15 protein-coding genes are annotated in these 15245 nt (G+C 52.1%); 5 read left to right on the top strand and 10 right to left on the bottom strand.

Annotated features, from left to right (window positions below; genetic code table 11):
- Positions 1-30: 30 nt before the first annotated feature.
- The gene (locus D7M11_RS03985) at positions 31-387 is read right to left on the bottom strand and encodes a helix-turn-helix domain-containing protein (RefSeq protein ID WP_120745871.1); all 357 of its coding nucleotides are present in this window, start codon (positions 385-387) and stop codon (positions 31-33) included.
- Between the two features lie 417 nt (positions 388-804).
- On the opposite strand from D7M11_RS03985, the gene D7M11_RS03980 reads away from it, so the two are divergent.
- From D7M11_RS03980 to D7M11_RS03960, 5 genes are all read left to right on the top strand, one after another.
- Positions 805-1656, top strand: coding sequence for a decaprenyl-phosphate phosphoribosyltransferase (locus D7M11_RS03980; protein ID WP_240040955.1), 852 nt, complete (start codon positions 805-807; stop codon positions 1654-1656).
- Between the two features lie 103 nt (positions 1657-1759).
- On the top strand, positions 1760-2110 hold the full coding sequence (locus D7M11_RS03975; protein WP_120745869.1) for an EamA family transporter: 351 nt from the start codon (positions 1760-1762) through the stop codon (positions 2108-2110).
- A 40-nt stretch (positions 2111-2150) separates the two neighbouring features.
- Positions 2151-2582, top strand: a complete 432-nt coding sequence (locus D7M11_RS03970; protein ID WP_120745868.1) for a divergent PAP2 family protein — start codon at positions 2151-2153, stop codon at positions 2580-2582.
- Between the two features lie 30 nt (positions 2583-2612).
- Positions 2613-4265, top strand: a complete 1653-nt coding sequence (locus D7M11_RS03965) for a hypothetical protein (protein WP_120745867.1) — start codon at positions 2613-2615, stop codon at positions 4263-4265.
- A 54-nt stretch (positions 4266-4319) separates the two neighbouring features.
- On the top strand, positions 4320-5234 hold the full coding sequence (locus tag D7M11_RS03960) for a hypothetical protein (protein ID WP_120745866.1): 915 nt from the start codon (positions 4320-4322) through the stop codon (positions 5232-5234).
- 83 nt (positions 5235-5317) lie between these two features.
- Here D7M11_RS03960 and D7M11_RS03955 read toward each other — a convergent pair whose 3' ends face one another.
- The 9 genes from D7M11_RS03955 to D7M11_RS03920 form a co-directional block, all read right to left on the bottom strand.
- Positions 5318-6457, bottom strand: a complete 1140-nt coding sequence (locus D7M11_RS03955) for a toxic anion resistance protein (RefSeq protein ID WP_120745865.1) — start codon at positions 6455-6457, stop codon at positions 5318-5320.
- A gap of 38 nt (positions 6458-6495) precedes the next feature.
- Positions 6496-8187, bottom strand: a complete 1692-nt coding sequence (locus D7M11_RS03950) for a substrate-binding and vWA domain-containing protein (RefSeq protein ID WP_193556099.1) — start codon at positions 8185-8187, stop codon at positions 6496-6498.
- Positions 8188-8199: 12 nt separating this feature from the next.
- A complete protein-coding gene (locus D7M11_RS03945) occupies positions 8200-8943 on the bottom strand; it encodes a hypothetical protein (RefSeq protein ID WP_338042469.1) in 744 nt (247 codons plus the stop codon).
- A 632-nt stretch (positions 8944-9575) separates the two neighbouring features.
- Positions 9576-10739 carry a Gfo/Idh/MocA family protein gene (locus tag D7M11_RS03940; RefSeq protein WP_120745863.1) on the bottom strand — a complete coding sequence of 388 codons (1164 nt, stop codon included), beginning with the start codon at positions 10737-10739 and terminating at the stop codon, positions 9576-9578.
- A gap of 225 nt (positions 10740-10964) precedes the next feature.
- Positions 10965-11105, bottom strand: coding sequence for a hypothetical protein (locus tag D7M11_RS36285; RefSeq protein WP_158606415.1), 141 nt, complete (start codon positions 11103-11105; stop codon positions 10965-10967).
- Positions 11106-11246: 141 nt separating this feature from the next.
- Complete coding sequence (locus tag D7M11_RS03935) at positions 11247-13064, bottom strand: sialidase family protein (protein ID WP_120745862.1); 1818 nt, start codon at positions 13062-13064, stop codon at positions 11247-11249.
- Positions 13065-13579: 515 nt separating this feature from the next.
- Positions 13580-13984 (bottom strand): DUF6223 family protein, encoded by a 405-nt coding sequence (locus tag D7M11_RS03930; protein ID WP_120745861.1) that lies wholly within the window; start codon positions 13982-13984, stop codon positions 13580-13582.
- 23 nt (positions 13985-14007) lie between these two features.
- Positions 14008-14391, bottom strand: coding sequence for a VOC family protein (locus tag D7M11_RS03925; protein WP_120745860.1), 384 nt, complete (start codon positions 14389-14391; stop codon positions 14008-14010).
- Between the two features lie 273 nt (positions 14392-14664).
- Positions 14665-15240, bottom strand: a complete 576-nt coding sequence (locus tag D7M11_RS03920; RefSeq protein ID WP_193556098.1) for a DUF6220 domain-containing protein — start codon at positions 15238-15240, stop codon at positions 14665-14667.
- Positions 15241-15245: the final 5 nt, after the last annotated feature.

Below are 15245 nucleotides of genomic sequence, written 5' to 3'. Positions count from 1 at the left end.
TAAAGCGAGCTTCCGCCCTGGCCGGCGACTTTACTTATCGGTTTTGTCAGACATTTCCTTGATCTTGCTTTCGATAAAATGTTCAACATCGGCTTTGCTTACCCCGAATGAGATCGCGCCGCGAATCAGCTGGATCCAATCGGAAGGCAGCGCGCGAAAATCGTCCGCCATTCGGCCTAAATCGTCACCCCTTTCGGAATGCAGCAAATATTCCACATTTACTCGCAGTACTTTGGCAAGCTTCTCCAAAAAATGAATCGATGGGTTCGTTTGAATGTCTCTTTCGATCATGCTTAAGTAAGATTTTGCCACTCCGGCAGACTCCGCCAGCTCCGACAACGAGATGCCTCTCTCAAGGCGCAAATCTTTTACTCGCTTCCCTATCATACTCTCAAAACTTCCTTGTAAGAGATTTCCCTCCGAAGGGTAAACGTCGCATGGATGATTCCGGCCTTGCATAGTATTGTTCTTATTAAAGAACCAATTACGAGTATAGCGCAAAAGAAACAAAATTAAAAATAGCAAATAGTCGACAAAGTTCTATAAAAAGAACATAATCCCGCGTTTTCCTCCAAATTCCCCCGGTTTTCTCCCTACATTCGTACTTTATAAAGAACGATCTATTCATTATAATCATACATGGTGTTCTTTATAAAGATCGATCGAAAAATGAGAGATACCTTTCGGAAAGGAGTATTTCCCGCTTGTAAGCCGAGAGAAAAGGATGGTTAACTGATGAGTATTCCGAACTCGAACGTAAATGCCAAAGGAAAGAAGACGGCTTCGTTCCCCTATTCGCTCTACATGTATTTCATTCAGCTTCGCCCGCGGCAATGGACGAAAAATTTGTTGGTTTTCGCCGCTCTGATCTTCTCCATTAAAAAGTCGAACCTGGACATGCTGTTCCACTCGATCGCCGGCTTTTTCTTGTTTTGTTTCGTCTCGAGCTGCGTTTATATTCTGAACGACTTTGTAGACCGCGAAGCGGACCGCCAGCACCCGGACAAGCGTCATCGTCCGATGGCTTCCGGCGCGATCCATCCGGCTGGCGCCCTGTTGCTCGGGGCGGCGATGCTCGTGTTCTCGCTGTTTGCGGCATTCTCGTTCAGTCCGCTGTTCAGCCTGCTGCTGCTCGTCTACTTCCTGCTGAACGTCGGATACTCGTTCCAGTTCAAACACATCGTCATCATCGACGTTCTGATTGTCGCTTCCGGCTTCGTACTGCGCGCCATCGGCGGCGGACTCGTCATCGGCGTAGCCCTCACGCCTTGGTTTCTCATCTGTACGTTGCTGCTCTCTATCTTTCTCGCGATCAGCAAACGCAGACATGAAGTGCATTCGCTGCAAACGGGCAAAGGGGCGCACCGGAAAGTGCTCGACTTTTATTCGGTCGAGCTGCTGAATCAGCTCAACAGCGTTGTAACGACGGCGACGATTATGAGCTACGCCTTGTTCACTTTTACGTCCGGCCATACGATCCACTTGATGTGGACGCTAATTTTCGTGCTGTACGGGGTGTTCCGGTATTTGTACCTGATTCATATGGAGAACAAAGGCGGCAAGCCGGAGAAGGTGCTGTTCGAAGACCGTCATATTCTCGTAACGGTTATGCTGTACGCGTTCTCGGTCGTGCTTATTTTGATTTATTTGGAGTGATTAGGTCCCCCAAAAGTGAAGCCGGTCTTCGAAGCTGATTCCGAGTACTTTTGGGGGAGCCCCCTAAAAACAAACATGCTACTGATATTACGGAGGTATCGGGATGAAATTCGTATGGCTGCTGACATCCATATTGCTGGGGGTGATCGGGCAACTGATGATGAAGTGGGGACTCGTAAGCCCGAAGCCCCTCTTCAGCCAAGCACCGCCCGTCGTGAAAATGTTCAGTTCGTGGCCCGTGCTGGCCGGACTGTTCGCTTACGCGCTCAGCTCCTTATTCTGGCTGCTCACGCTCAAACAAATGAATATAAGCATCGCGTATCCGATGGTTAGCCTCAGTTATGTCATCGTGGCGATAGCCGGCTACTACATGTTCAACGAAGCGTTCACCGCGATGAAATGGCTCGGCATCGGTTTTGTTTTGATCGGCGTCGCGTTCATTTCGAGAGCTTGAGAAGAACGAACTCGCGCACACGGGGGATTGATTACACATTATGAAAGACGTTCATAGCTACCTATTCGCAGCCGTACCGATGATCGCCTGGGTCGCCTCCGGCTGCCTGAAATTTGCAATAAATTCGTTCAAACACGGGAAACGGGCGAAGGAGCATATCGGCAATGGCGGATTCCCGAGCACGCACACCTCCGTCGTCTCCTCCATCACGATGTTGATCGGTTTTACAGCCGGGTGGGACAGCCCCTTGTTCGGCCTCGGAGTAGCCGTTCTCATGATCGTGATGATTGATGCAACGGGAGTCAGGAGGGCTGTCGGGGAAAACTCGCGCTGGATCAACGTCATTTCGCGAAGGCATCCCGGCGAGGAGTCGTCCATGCTGAGGGAAAAGCAGGGGCATTCGAAAATCGAAATCGCCGGCGGGTTAGGTGTCGGAACGTTGATCGGATGGCTGGCTTCCTTGATCGTGTAAATTTTTCGTGGAGTAAGGAGAGATATAGAGATGAATGACCGAATTCAGAACACGAGCCTGCTCACAGGGTTTTACCTGCTCGTTTTTACGGCCGCTGTATTCGCGGTCACTACGCTGCTGTTTCTCGTGAACGTAACGGTCACGGCTGCCAACTTGTTCATTGCGCTGGCTGCAACGCTTGCATTCGTCTGGTTTGCGGCAAAAACTTATTTTCCGGACCGATACCTGCTTTATTTCGGGATCAGCCTTCTCCTATCGGCCGTGCTGTTTTTTATGTTCATCGGCGTCAGCGGCCATTATTACGACCTCAGCTATGACGGCCAGACGTACCACCAGGAAGGCATCCTTCAATTGGCCGGAGGCTGGAACCCGTTTTACGATAAACCGCTTGGGGAACAAGGCGTTCCATACGCGATCTGGATCGACCACTACGCGAAGGCCGGAGAGACGATTGCCGCCGCCCTGTACGCGGTGACCGGTCAAATCGAGCTAAGCAAGGTGTTCAACTTCCTGCTCATCCTGGCCTCGTTTTTCCTGAGCTTTGCGGCCTTGGCCGAAGTGTTGCCGCGCAAACGGGGCATTGCCGTCGTATTTGCCCTGCTGCTCGCCTGCAATCCGGTAAGCATTTACCAGAGCCTCAGCTTTTACGTCGATGGCCAGCTCGGTTCGCTGCTCATTTGTCTCGTGTCTCTAAGCGTGCTCATCTACTTGAGGTACAGCCACTATTTGATGATTGCGTATGCGCTTTGTATGGCGCTGGCGATCAACAACAAGTTTACGGCGATCGCCTATGTCGGCATTTTTTGCATCGGGCTCGTCCTTGCCCTTTATATTGCGCAAAAGCACGCCCTGCTTAAAAAGATGCTGATCGTCATGTCCGCCAGCGCGATTATAGGCGCAGCCATTCTCGGCTTTAATCCGTACGTGACGAATACGGTGAGAGACCATAATCCGTTTTACCCGCTTGCCGGGGAAGATTCCAAAGACGTCGTGGCCGCATTTACGCCGACCAGCTTCATGACGATGAACCGGTTCGAAGAAGCGATCGTCTCCTATTTCTCGCAGACGGAAGGCAACAGCACGAAACGCGACGAGACGAAGCTGAAGACGCCGTTTACGTTCAGCATGGAGGAATTGCAGTATTACGGCATCCCGGATACGGCGATCAGTGGATTCGGCCCGCTGTTCAGCGGCGTGCTCGTCCTATGCCTGCTCGTGCTGATCATGTCGTTCTTGTTCAATATCCCCCGAACGATGGTCGTGCTCGGCTTGCTCGCCATTCTGTTCGCGGCCGTCTTTATTAATTATGCGGCCTGGTGGGCGCGCTACGTCCCTCACTTGTGGCTGCTGCCGTTTATCATCGCGCTGCTCGGCTTCAGCTTTCAGGAACGCAAGGTCATCCGGGGTATCAGCTCGCTCATGGTCGGCGTCCTGTTCATCAATGTCGCCATGGTTTCGTACTCGTACTTCAGCTTGCAATCCAACGCGAATCGGAATTTGAAACATCAGTTACAAACCTTGAAGCAAGCGGAGCAGCCGGTAACCGCCTATTTTTCCTACGCGTTCTCGAACAAAAATCGTTTTGAAGAATTCGGGATCGAATACAAAGAAGCGAAGGAAGAACCGAAATGCGAATCGGGCATGGAGCTTCAAGATTCCGGCACTATCGTCTGTACCAAATAAACACGCGCCGGCAGGAGTCGTCTTGCCGGCGCTATTACATAGTTGGAGGATGATATGAACAGCAAAATTTCTCGATTGGCCGTTAAGGTGCTTTTGAGCCTGGCGCTCGTGCAAGGTCTCGTCTCCCTGCCCCTGCAAACCGGCGTAACGCCCAAAGCGGCGGCCGAAGGCTCCGGCAAGATCGCGGCAACGTGGATGTGGAACACGTACGCCATCTGGAGAGACAAAGATTCGACGCTCGATTATTTGACCCAAAACGGAATCAACCTCGTCTACTTGCAAGCGGACGACGACATTCCGCTCGACGTCTATCGCTCCTTCATACGGGAAGCCGGAGCCCGGGGCATCGCCATTCATGCTTTGGCCGGCAAACCCGATTGGGTGCTTCCCGGACATCAGGGAGACCTGTACAAATTTATTTACTGGGTGAAGGCGTACAACAACAGCTCCCGATCGTCCGAACGGTTCAGCGGTATCCATCTCGACGTGGAACCTTACGTTCTTCCGCAGTGGCGGACCGACCAGGATACGATCATCGGGTATTGGATGGATACCGTCAGCGGATACGTACAGGAGGTCAAGAGCGATTCATACTTGACGGTCGGTGCCGACTTGCCGGTATGGCTGCAATGGTTCCTCGTGCCGGACGGAAAAGGCGACACGACGACGCTGACCGATTATATGATCGGACGGCTCGATCAGATCACCTTGATGGCTTACATCGACAACGCCTTCGGCATCGTTCAGGCGGTTAGCCACGAGCTGAAGGAAGCGGCGGCATCGGGCAAACCCGTCGTTATCGGAGTGGATACGATGGACAACGGCGAGGCGAACTCCAGCTTTTACGACTTGGGTCAACGAAAGATGAACGAAACGATTAACGGGCTTGCCTCCGCTTTGTCGGATCATCCGGCCTATAGCGGATATGCCATCCACGAATTCGACAGTTGGCGTATGCTGGGCGACTAAATGGAAGGAGGAAGGCTTTTGCAGCCTTCCTCCTCTATTATTTCATGTATGATTGCTTAGTCCTCTTCACTCTTCCAACAGGGTTATAGCCCCAGCTTGTGGCCTTTTTCCAAACGCACGATCTGCTTCTCGCCCTCGTCGGCCAGCGTCCGGAATTGATCGATCGTTTGGCGCATTCTCGGCAGCGCCTCCTGCTTGTAGACACTGATGGAATCAAGTGCCGAAAGCACATCGCCAAACGCCTGCTTCAGCGTATCGACGGAAATATTCGCCTCCATCGATTGCTTCTGAATCGCAGCTCCCTGGTTTTTCAGCATGCGGGACGTGCCGGCGATCAGCTCGTTTGTCGTCTGGTTGAGCAGTTCGATCTTCTTCAGCACGATTTGTTGATTGTACAGCGCGCTTGCGACCGTTACGGCAATTTTCAGCGCCGAAATCGTGACATTTTGCGCCCGGTCCACCCCGCGAATCAGTTCCTTGTTGTTGCGGATGACCACCTCGATCGCCATAATGCCCTGTTGATTGACGACCAGCATCTGCTGCAGGTCCATCACCCGCTGGCGCAGCGGGAACAATACTTCCTCGGTTATGAAGCGGATTTTGTCAGGGTCTTCGTTTCGCTGTTTGGCCGCTTCGATCTGCCCTTCAATCGATTCATCCATCAATCCGCCAAGCTGAATTTCCTTCTGCAGCTTTTTGGTTAAATCCCGTAACGTCTGCTGCTCGATCTCCAGCGTGGTGTTATCGTTTTTGAGCGTAGACTTGCCCTTATCGAGCGATACCACGATATCGGCAATGACCGAATCGGCTTTCTGGTATTTCAGGAAGTAAGCGCGCAGCGGATTGAACAATTTGCCCAGAAATCCGGTCTTGGCGAAATCGATCAAACTCGGGTCCAGATCCTTCAGCTGCATATGCAGCTCCGCTAAGCCCTTGGCCACTTGACCGCCGTCATCCCCCACCTTGGACAAATTCCCGACGGATATTTGAAGCAAAGCGTTTTTCTCCGAAGACGACTTCATCGTATTCATGCCGAATGATTCGATCGAGACCAGAATCTCCTTGCGCTTCTCCAGCGACTCGACATCCAGCGACATGATCGCCGAAACGTTGGCAAGCGCCAGCTCCTTCAGCTTCACAACTTCTTCGGGTACCGGCTTCACCTCCTGCTCAATCACAGCTTTAATCGCTTCCGTACTTGCAACTTCCATTGAGAACGACATCGTATTCCTCCCCTGGTATAGTAGGCTCATTGCCAAAGCTACATTTGAACATTGAACAGGTTTCCGATCTTGTAGACGACATCGTCGGTGTCCGCATTGATGCTGGCCGCCTCGTTGATGCTCGAGATGCTTTGCAGCGCTTTGATATTGGCATTGTAGCCAACGGTGTATATGGGCACTCCGTAGCCTTCGATCAGATCTTTGATGTCTTTGAGCGAGTAGCCTTCGTTCGTCTCTCCGTCGCTCAGTACGAAAATAATCGGCTTCATATTCGGATTTTCAAGCATCTTGTCTTGCAGCATTTTGATCGCCACGACAATGGCATCAAACGTCGCCGTTCCCCCATTGGCTTGGAGGCTGTTCACCGCACCGACGAACATGGACTGCTGGTTCGTATCGAACTTGCCGATCGGAAGCCGGACGGAAACGGAGCTGGAGTACGAGATAAGGCCGATGCTGTTATCTTTGCCCAAATATTTCTGCCCCTTCAGCAGCGACTCCTTCAAGCGGTTCAGCGGTTCGCCCGCCATGCTGCCGGACACGTCGGCGACGAACACCGCGGCAATCGGCTTGCCGCCGTTTTTCTTCTCTTTCCACAGCTTCTGAGCCGCCGACAGCAGACTGCCGTCCACCACGGCCATCTCCGACTTGTAGTCATCGAGATTATTGAAGCCTTTGTCCTTAGCGGTTTTCTGGTACTTCTCCTGCGTGACGAATTCGGCAAATTTCTTAATGATGTCCAACTTCGCCTGCGGCAGGTCGCCCAGTGCATACAGCGGACTGTCATGCCTGACGCCGAAAGGCGTGAACACGTAACCGCCCTTCAAATCGGCCGCGTTGACGTAGGTTTGGTACTCCAGCACGAAGCCGTCCAAAGCGCCGGATTTAGCTGCGTCACGCATCTGTATCGTCGTCGACGCGATGAAGGGCACGTTGGCCTGGAACTTCTCAAACCCTTTCACAGCCTTGTCACTCAGCAGATTAGAGCTATCGAACGTGTTCAGCGCCGTAACAAGAAAGTTCAAACCGGTCGAGCTTGCGAACGGGTCCGTGTAGCCCATCGAAAACTCATTGTCCGCAATCGCGTCCGTTACCGTCTTGATATTAATCGCTCCGTATGTCCCCATCAAGCCATCGTATTTGGACTTGGCAATAACGATACCCGGCACGTTGCCGACGAGACGGTCCGTCACCTTTTGCACCTTGACGCCGCTAGCCTTCACCATCTCGCCCCACAGCTCGTTGGAAGGCGTGAAAGCGTCCGGAACATACTTGCCCGACTTGATATAGTCCGCCGCCGTCCCCGAGGCGATATTGCGCACTTTGACCGATACGGGTTTGCCGTCAACGGTTATGTTTGCCTTGTTGAACTCGGTCGCCACGTCGGTCAGCCATCCGTCCACCCCGGTGCCGGATTTTTCCGTCGAGGAGAAAATTTCCACGAAATTGTTCGTCGAGTTGTTTACCGTGACCGGAAACTTGGAGATGTCCGGCAGCGACTCGGCCACATCGATCGGGTTCAAGTCGATTTGTCCTTTTACCGTAGGCTCGTTCGTGACCTTGATATTGCCGTAAAGCTTGTTCAGCTGCTTGGCCGCTTCCTCCAGCGTAACCTGGGACTTCGATTTGCCAAGATTGGAAGTCAGATTGATCCCAAAATAGACAAGAGCGAACACAACCGCCAGGATCAGGAGCGCGGTCAGGTAAAACTTGTTTTTTTTCTTTGCCAATCCTGCACCTTCTCACTGTTTGTAATATTTGGTTTGCTTGATTAACGAGTCAATCTCCTGCATGCAAGGCATGTTCTCGATGTCGCCGGGCTCGAAGCTGTCCAGGCGGGATATTTCCAGCAGCAGCTTATCCAGCTTTAACAAAATCTCCTCGTTATTGTCCAGCGAGTACTTCAGGAACGATAGAAAATCGTTGTACATAGTCGTCTTTTCCTGAAGCAGCTGTTTGGAATAACGGGCGGTCTTCTGCGTCATGACGCTAGCGAAATCCGCTTCGTCGAACACATGGAGCCGGTTTAACAAACTTCGCAAGTTTAGATAAAACAGCTTTTCAACCTCGCGGATTACCGAGGCAAACTTTTTGTAGCTTAGCTCGCCCGGTTCGAACCGCTGGTTAAGGACGTCCATCAGCGTTTCTTTCTTTTTCCTGATCCGCTCCATCTGCTCCAGAGCGAAGCGAATATCGCTCCCAATCGGTTTGACGCGTTCATAACGGGTCAAAGCTTCCACGTAGTCTTCGTGGGTGGTGACCTGCTTGACCGGTAACGCTTCGGGCTGCCGGGCCAGCAGAACGTAGCTCCCGTACAGCAGCGCAACAGCGCTGGCCAGCAGCAGGGTCACCCCGGAAGCCGCGGCGAGAGCGCCTCCGCCGATCGAAAGACCTACGAATCCGGGAGAGAACACAACAATATTCAGTACCGCCACACCGGCAATCAATCCGAGCAGTTTTATGTATTTGCTCCCAGTCAAATGCACACCCCCTTTACCCCTTCAAAATAACCCTCCAAAATTTACGTCCGGGCCTAAACCATGCATAGGGCAAAGCCGGATTGCTGCCATAAGGATTGACTGATGGGGAATATTCGACATTTTCCCTCATTTTCCTTTTTTCAGCGCCTCTTGTTTCACTATACGTCGAAAAAGCTTGGCAGTTTCACCAAGCTTTCTTTTTCGCATAAATCCACACTGCCATCTTTTTACGGATTAAGTCGGTTTGTCGACCGCACCTTTCACTAAACGGCTTCTCTTCCTAATACTAGCCTAGGACTCGTTCTCCCTCGGCTACCACCAGCTCTTCGTCCCTGCGTTGCTGCTCTGTGCTGACGCCCATATTGCTGTAGCTGCCAGCACCATAACAAACGCCACAAATAGAAACGCTCTTCTGCTCTTCTTCCTGTCTACATTCTCCTTTGCATGGAATGGTAGCACTTGCATTTAGAATAGCAAATATGCGCTTCCAGACTTTGATCAATCTTGATCAATACAAGATGGAGAGTTGATAGGGTTTGCTTTGTTTTAGAAGATCAAGAAGAACTCTGATGTCAGAATAAAAAGAGGCAGCGCGAATCACGTGCCCCTGAAAAAGACGCCGGACGTTTCCTTCCTGTTTACCACAGCTTCAATTCCTGATCGCGTGTTGTCTTGGCCTGGCGAAAATCGGGCATCGCAATCACCCGCCCGCCGTTCATAATAGACAACTCCGACAACATCGCCACCGCCGACCATTCGCACGCATCGTACACGTCGATCGGAATCGGCTTCAACCCACGAATCGCATCGATAAAGTCGTGCACAATAAAAAAATCGCCGCCCCAGTGCCCTACCCGTTTTTGCGCCGGTGTCGCATTGCGGTACCGTTCCGGCAACTCCTCATAATAGTTTTCCAGCGGCTCCCACACGGCTTCTTCCCGATCCGTTCCTTCTTTGTGAAAATACACTTTATGACTGTCATTGAGACCGCGCGGCGATTCGTACGCCCCTTTTGTCCCTTGCACCGCAAAGTAGCTGTATACAATGGGACGGTTCGAGATACAGTCCAGCCGGAGCTTCAACAGCTTGCCGCTGCGCAGCCGGACCATCGTAATCGACGTATCTTCCTGCCGGAATTCCGGCGCCGTGTGGGAGCCGCTCCCGAAGCAGGCGACACTTTCGATCCGGTCGCCTTGAAACCATTGCATCAGCGGCCCAAGCTCATGCGTCGGGTAAAAGTTGCCTCGTTTTCCAAGCTGCCAGTAATGGCGCCAGGACGTTCGATCTGCCCACGGATCCAGCTCGCGTTGGCGCCGGTTGTAGCCGTAAGCCAGCTTCCGGTTGTTGTGCAAATATTCGCCCTCGGCGTAATACACCTCGCCGAAGCGGCCTTCGCGAATCATTTGCCCAATCAGCTGGTTTTGCGGAATGTAGCAGTAGTTTTCACCCATCATATACACTTTGCCGTGCTTTTCCACCGCTTCCTTCAACCACCACAGTTCGTCCATCGTCACGCCCGCCGTTACTTCGCAAAACACGTGCTTGCCCGCTTCCAATGCCTGAATCGTATGCTGCACATGAAGGTGCATCGGGGTCGCGACAAAGACGGCATCAATGTCTGACGCCAGCATATCCTCATACACGCGGTACGTATGCGGAATTCGGAACATCGCCGACCGTTCCCGCATAAACGTCTCCTGTAGATCGCACACGGCGACAACCTCCGCGTCGCCATCGTACGATTGAATCCCGAGCGCTGCACTCAATCCGCGTATGCCCACTATTCCCACCTTCAAAGTCACAACTGTCCCCCCTCACCGGTCCGTCCCGATCCTTCAAGCGCACAATCTCCACTCTACGATCCATAGGATAGCATGATGCAGCCGAATTTCCTTCCACAGTACCGCTGCCGCCTGTTTGTTTATTCGGCTTTGCACCCTGCGACTCCTTTTTTAAAACAAAAGACACAAGGACAACAACCGTTGCCATTGTGCCACATATCCGTTAGCCGCAGCTTCCATGCAGTTTTATCCTTCCTTGCGGTAATGATCCGGTGAGACGCCAACATGTTTTTTGAACACGCGGCTAAAATGCTCCAAACTGATGCGGCGGTAGGACAAATAGTTCACGATGGTCATCCCCGTCATTTCCCGGAACAGGCGCGACAAATAATATTTGCTCCCTGGACACATTCAGTTGCTTTGCTGTATGCTCCTGCTCGCCGCCAGGTCAACCTCCCTCGGTGTTATACCTGTATCTTATCATGCTTCCCCAGCCTCGTTTTGATCTATTTTGCATAATCCGGCCCGTCAATTTGATCCATCTGGCGCAAGATGGATCATTGTTGTTTTGTCTGCACCCGTATCGGACGACACCGATTCGACGTTAAAACCGAAGGTGTCCGCCGAAAGCTCGGCTGCGGTGCATTTCAATCGCAAGTAACAGATCGGGGCCCCATCGGCCGGCTGATTGATTTGCGTTAACGTGACGACTGTTCCCATGCCTTCCGCCAAAACTTCACAGCTCCGCCTGCTCAAATCCCAGGAAAGCGACAACGTATGCCACCGGTCAAGCTCCAAGCGTTCTCCGTTCTCGATCGTTCCGTCCGGGCTTACCTTCAGCTTGAATATTGCGTTGGTTTCGCCATCCGAATACCACGGGTCATAAAAAGCATCGTTTAAACATATCCAGGCGCCGCTGAAGCCTTTGTTGAATTTCATGCGCAATTGTACGGTTCCGGCGTTTCCGTTTCCTCCCGGAAAGTTCCAGACGGCGCCGTCTGCGGCCTTCTGCGGTTCTGCCTTGCGCACATGCAGCACCTTCGAGCCGATCCGCTCCGGATGCTCTACGAGTGTCGCTCCTTCGGACCTCATCGGCTTCTTGCCTAGCCCGGGCGTCTCTTGCTCCATGTAGTGAGCGGTGAACGTCGACCATCCGTCCAAACCTTGCGAAAAATCGTCCTCATGCCGCGTCTCATAAAGCCATTCCGGACGAAAACGAAACATCGCGGTTGTATTGCCCTGACCGCATGTCAAAAAAATGTTCCCCTCCGCCGTTTCGATCGCGTCCGGATAAGAAACCCCGACATCGCCCTTCACCGCCTGCTCGTTTCGTTTCGGATCCAGATACACCTCCCTGTAGCCTTTCCAGGTGGCTCCGCCGTCGTCCGAGATGGCTGCATGCAGCGCATCCCGGCCGCTGTATATACCAAGAACACCTCCTCCCGGTGCTTCCATTCTCGGAAGCTGCGGCTGATTGCACCAAAACAGGATGACCCGGCCGTCTTTCAGCCTGACAGCATACGCGGGCGAGCTGGAGCTGCGAAAACGGGAAGGCTTGGCTATGGACCATGTGCCGCCCGAATCGGCAGATTCCGATTCGTATAGATACCCCGTCTGGGTCCTTAAATAAATGTGCAGCGCTTGCGTGGACATTTCGACGACACAGCCTTCGATCGCCCCATAGTTTGCACCGTTGAAATCGTCGGATATCGGAGAGCGCAGCGGCAATCCGTCCTCATAAAGCGCTTCCAACCAGGTCTCACCGTTATTGTCGGAATAATAAACACGGCTGTTGAGTTCCCCTACCCCCGGAATCCGCGGGACGATCCATTCGCCAAAAGTCGCAATCAGTCGCCAGCCCGCGTCCCTTTGAATGAGAGTCAATCCTTTCGCCGCGCCGCACCATATTCTGGAGCGGATCGGAACCGGGGCTGCCCAGGCGGTTCGCCCATCGGTTGTACGGATGTGGTAAACGTCCATAAAACGCGTGACCCCGATCATTCCGGCTCCATAATAAACTTGAAACATCACATGGATCTCCCCGTATGGATCGAGCAAAGATGCGGTCGCATACCAGGTTTGACTATCGATCAGGGGACTGTCCGGCTCCGGATATGCGACCGAAGGGGTCTGAAACTCCGCCTGCGGCTCCCCCCATGTTGTTCCGCCGTCCGAGGAGGTTCGCGAATAGACGATTGAAGGCTTGCATGATTTATCCGTATAGAAGAACCGGATCGCACCGTCCGGCAAGAGTACCGCGCTGCTTTCCGGCCCGAAGGCTGCTCCGAGATATTCCGGCGCCCAGACGTTTTTGCAATTGAAAGATTCGATTTCCGCTTTTGACATGTGTTCAACTCTCCTTCATCGCCAGTTCATTCGAGTTTGAATGGTTCCCCCCATAATATGGTCTGTCCAGTAGTCCGCGATAAGCTGCGGCAATTCCCTTAACCAGGTCCCCCAAAAGTGAAGCGAAGCGTTGCAGCAACGCCGAATACTTTTGGAGGAGCCCCCGGAAGACCCATAACAAGCACTCTCTTCATAATTTATAGGTAATTTAGTGTTTCAAGACTCAACACATCATATGGTCAGACCATATTGCCTAAACAAAAAAGTCTGATACAACCGCGACAAGGCTAGTGTAAATGCCGCCACCAGATTTGTCAATTCATATTTCATTTAGGAAAAGTCAAAAGCCCCCATCGGCCGCTCAGCGGTGTGGTGGCTTCCTGACCATTACTTATGTGGAGAGGCGATTGCCCGCCTCAACGTTTCGATCGTCTCCGCACGGGTCACACGGACGGGCGGAATGAGCCGTACGGCTTTCATTGCTTCCGCTCTCCTTGCGGAAAGGATCAGCCGACTCAGCGGGATCGGGCGATAGTTAGCCCCGCGAGGCCCATGCCGATCAGCCCCATCACAATGGCAATGATCGCTCCTGCCCGCCCGTCGCCGGTACCGAAATCACCAGTGTAAATGGTCAGATGCAGCATGGCATAGGTTATGACGATCAGCCCCGCCACCCCGGATAGGATGGCCCCGCGTCGCCCGTTACCGGCGCCCGTGCGGAAACGGCCGGCGGAGCGTGCGAGAGACAATCCAGCGAAGATTGCTGCGATCAGCCCTGCCACCGCGTCTATAGTGGCCCAGAGTCGCCCGGGAGTGGTCACTCCATACCCCACATTTCCGTTGGCCGCTTCAGCATAAGCAATCGTCGGAATAAACAGAACTGCACAAAGCATTACGTATAAAACCAGCTTCATTTTCATTGTTTAGCTACTCCTCCTTTCCATCATTTGCTCGGCGGCTCGAAGAGTTCGATAGGATTCCCTGCCGGATCATCCAGTAAGATCTGCTTGCCGCCAAAACCTGTGACAATATCATTGCGAAAGCTTAAACCGGCTTTACGCAATGTCTCGACTAAGCGGTTCAGGTTATCAACCTCGATTTGAATCCGATTCCAGCCGCCGGGTTCCGGTTTTCGCCCATCCGGCATCGCTTGAGCGGCTCCGCCTGGACCACTTTTGGCATTCACAAGAAGATTCAAGTCACCTCGCTGCAAAACGGCAAACCCAGGTGCAGGATGTGCTTTGACAATGAAGTCCAGATACCGCGTGTAAAATGCGATAGTCGTATCTACATCGTCGACAATGTAACGTACCTTGATGGATGACATTCTTTCGCCTCCTAATTCGTTTAAATTAAAGTTCTTTACGGACTGAAGTCATTGTCTTGGAAAAATAATAGTGAGAATCAGGATTCCGGACATCCCGTATAGAACAATTACAAGGATGCGAAACCAATGAGTTCTGTTCTCATAATCATAAGCAACCAAATGCAGTGATACTCCAGATGCGATAATGAATAGAAAGACAAGTATAAACTCAAATCGATTAGGGCGGCATCTGTCCCCTCCATTCGTTTTAAGATTTGCAATCCATAATACAGCTCAACCGCTTTGTTTCGCAGATTCTTTTTGTTTTGTGATGACATCGGTCTTCTGTATGAGGGACACCGTTCCAAAAAACAACAAAAGAGCGAGTACTGGATGAAGAGCGGATAAATATCCAATTCCAGACGGTAATTTGGCGCTGACCGCAATCAAAATAATGATGCCGAACAAACCCGCACTGCGCATTCGAAGTGATAGCGGAAGCCGAGCGATAAACGATAGCGCGAGTAAGAGAATCGAAACAAGAATCAAAAGTCTGGCAAAGCCAGTATGGCTTGCCCATTGGGCCGGGCTCCAGAACACTGCGAGACCGGCAAGAAACACCTGGATCATAATGCAAATTGCAAATATTTTTACAGCAGCCTTAAATACCAAACGCGCTACAACCACAAGAGGTGAAAGAGCGGTCCGCTCCACCGTGCGATCCTCGGCTTTAGATTCCTTGCGGTCTACAGATAGGTTGCTCATCTTTAAATCCTCGCTTTCGTATCCGAATTGAATGATTCCATCCCCTGTATCGACTATAACTACTGTATCCTCCTCCCTCAATCGCTTCACAGCCAGTTTAAACAACAAAT

It is taken from the genome of Paenibacillus ginsengarvi (assembly GCF_003626695.1).
Taxonomy (GTDB): Bacteria; Bacillota; Bacilli; order Paenibacillales; family NBRC-103111; genus Paenibacillus_AB; species Paenibacillus_AB ginsengarvi.
This window is presented reverse-complemented; position numbering and strand designations above follow the sequence as displayed.

What these genes read in the sequence shown, in the direction of transcription:
- D7M11_RS03930 (WP_120745861.1), bottom strand. Translation starts at nt 13,984, where the DNA reads ATGAAAATGAAGCTGGTTTTATACGTAATGCTTTGTGCAGTTCTGTTT.
- D7M11_RS03965 (WP_120745867.1), top strand. Translation starts at nt 2,613, where the DNA reads ATGAATGACCGAATTCAGAACACGAGCCTGCTCACAGGGTTTTACCTG.
- D7M11_RS03980 (WP_240040955.1), top strand. Translation starts at nt 805, where the DNA reads ATGTATTTCATTCAGCTTCGCCCGCGGCAATGGACGAAAAATTTGTTG.
- D7M11_RS03985 (WP_120745871.1), bottom strand. Translation starts at nt 387, where the DNA reads ATGATAGGGAAGCGAGTAAAAGATTTGCGCCTTGAGAGAGGCATCTCG.
- D7M11_RS03925 (WP_120745860.1), bottom strand. Translation starts at nt 14,391, where the DNA reads ATGTCATCCATCAAGGTACGTTACATTGTCGACGATGTAGATACGACT.
- D7M11_RS03970 (WP_120745868.1), top strand. Translation starts at nt 2,151, where the DNA reads ATGAAAGACGTTCATAGCTACCTATTCGCAGCCGTACCGATGATCGCC.
- D7M11_RS03975 (WP_120745869.1), top strand. Translation starts at nt 1,760, where the DNA reads ATGAAATTCGTATGGCTGCTGACATCCATATTGCTGGGGGTGATCGGG.
- D7M11_RS03955 (WP_120745865.1), bottom strand. Translation starts at nt 6,457, where the DNA reads ATGTCGTTCTCAATGGAAGTTGCAAGTACGGAAGCGATTAAAGCTGTG.
- D7M11_RS03960 (WP_120745866.1), top strand. Translation starts at nt 4,320, where the DNA reads ATGAACAGCAAAATTTCTCGATTGGCCGTTAAGGTGCTTTTGAGCCTG.
- D7M11_RS03935 (WP_120745862.1), bottom strand. Translation starts at nt 13,064, where the DNA reads ATGTCAAAAGCGGAAATCGAATCTTTCAATTGCAAAAACGTCTGGGCG.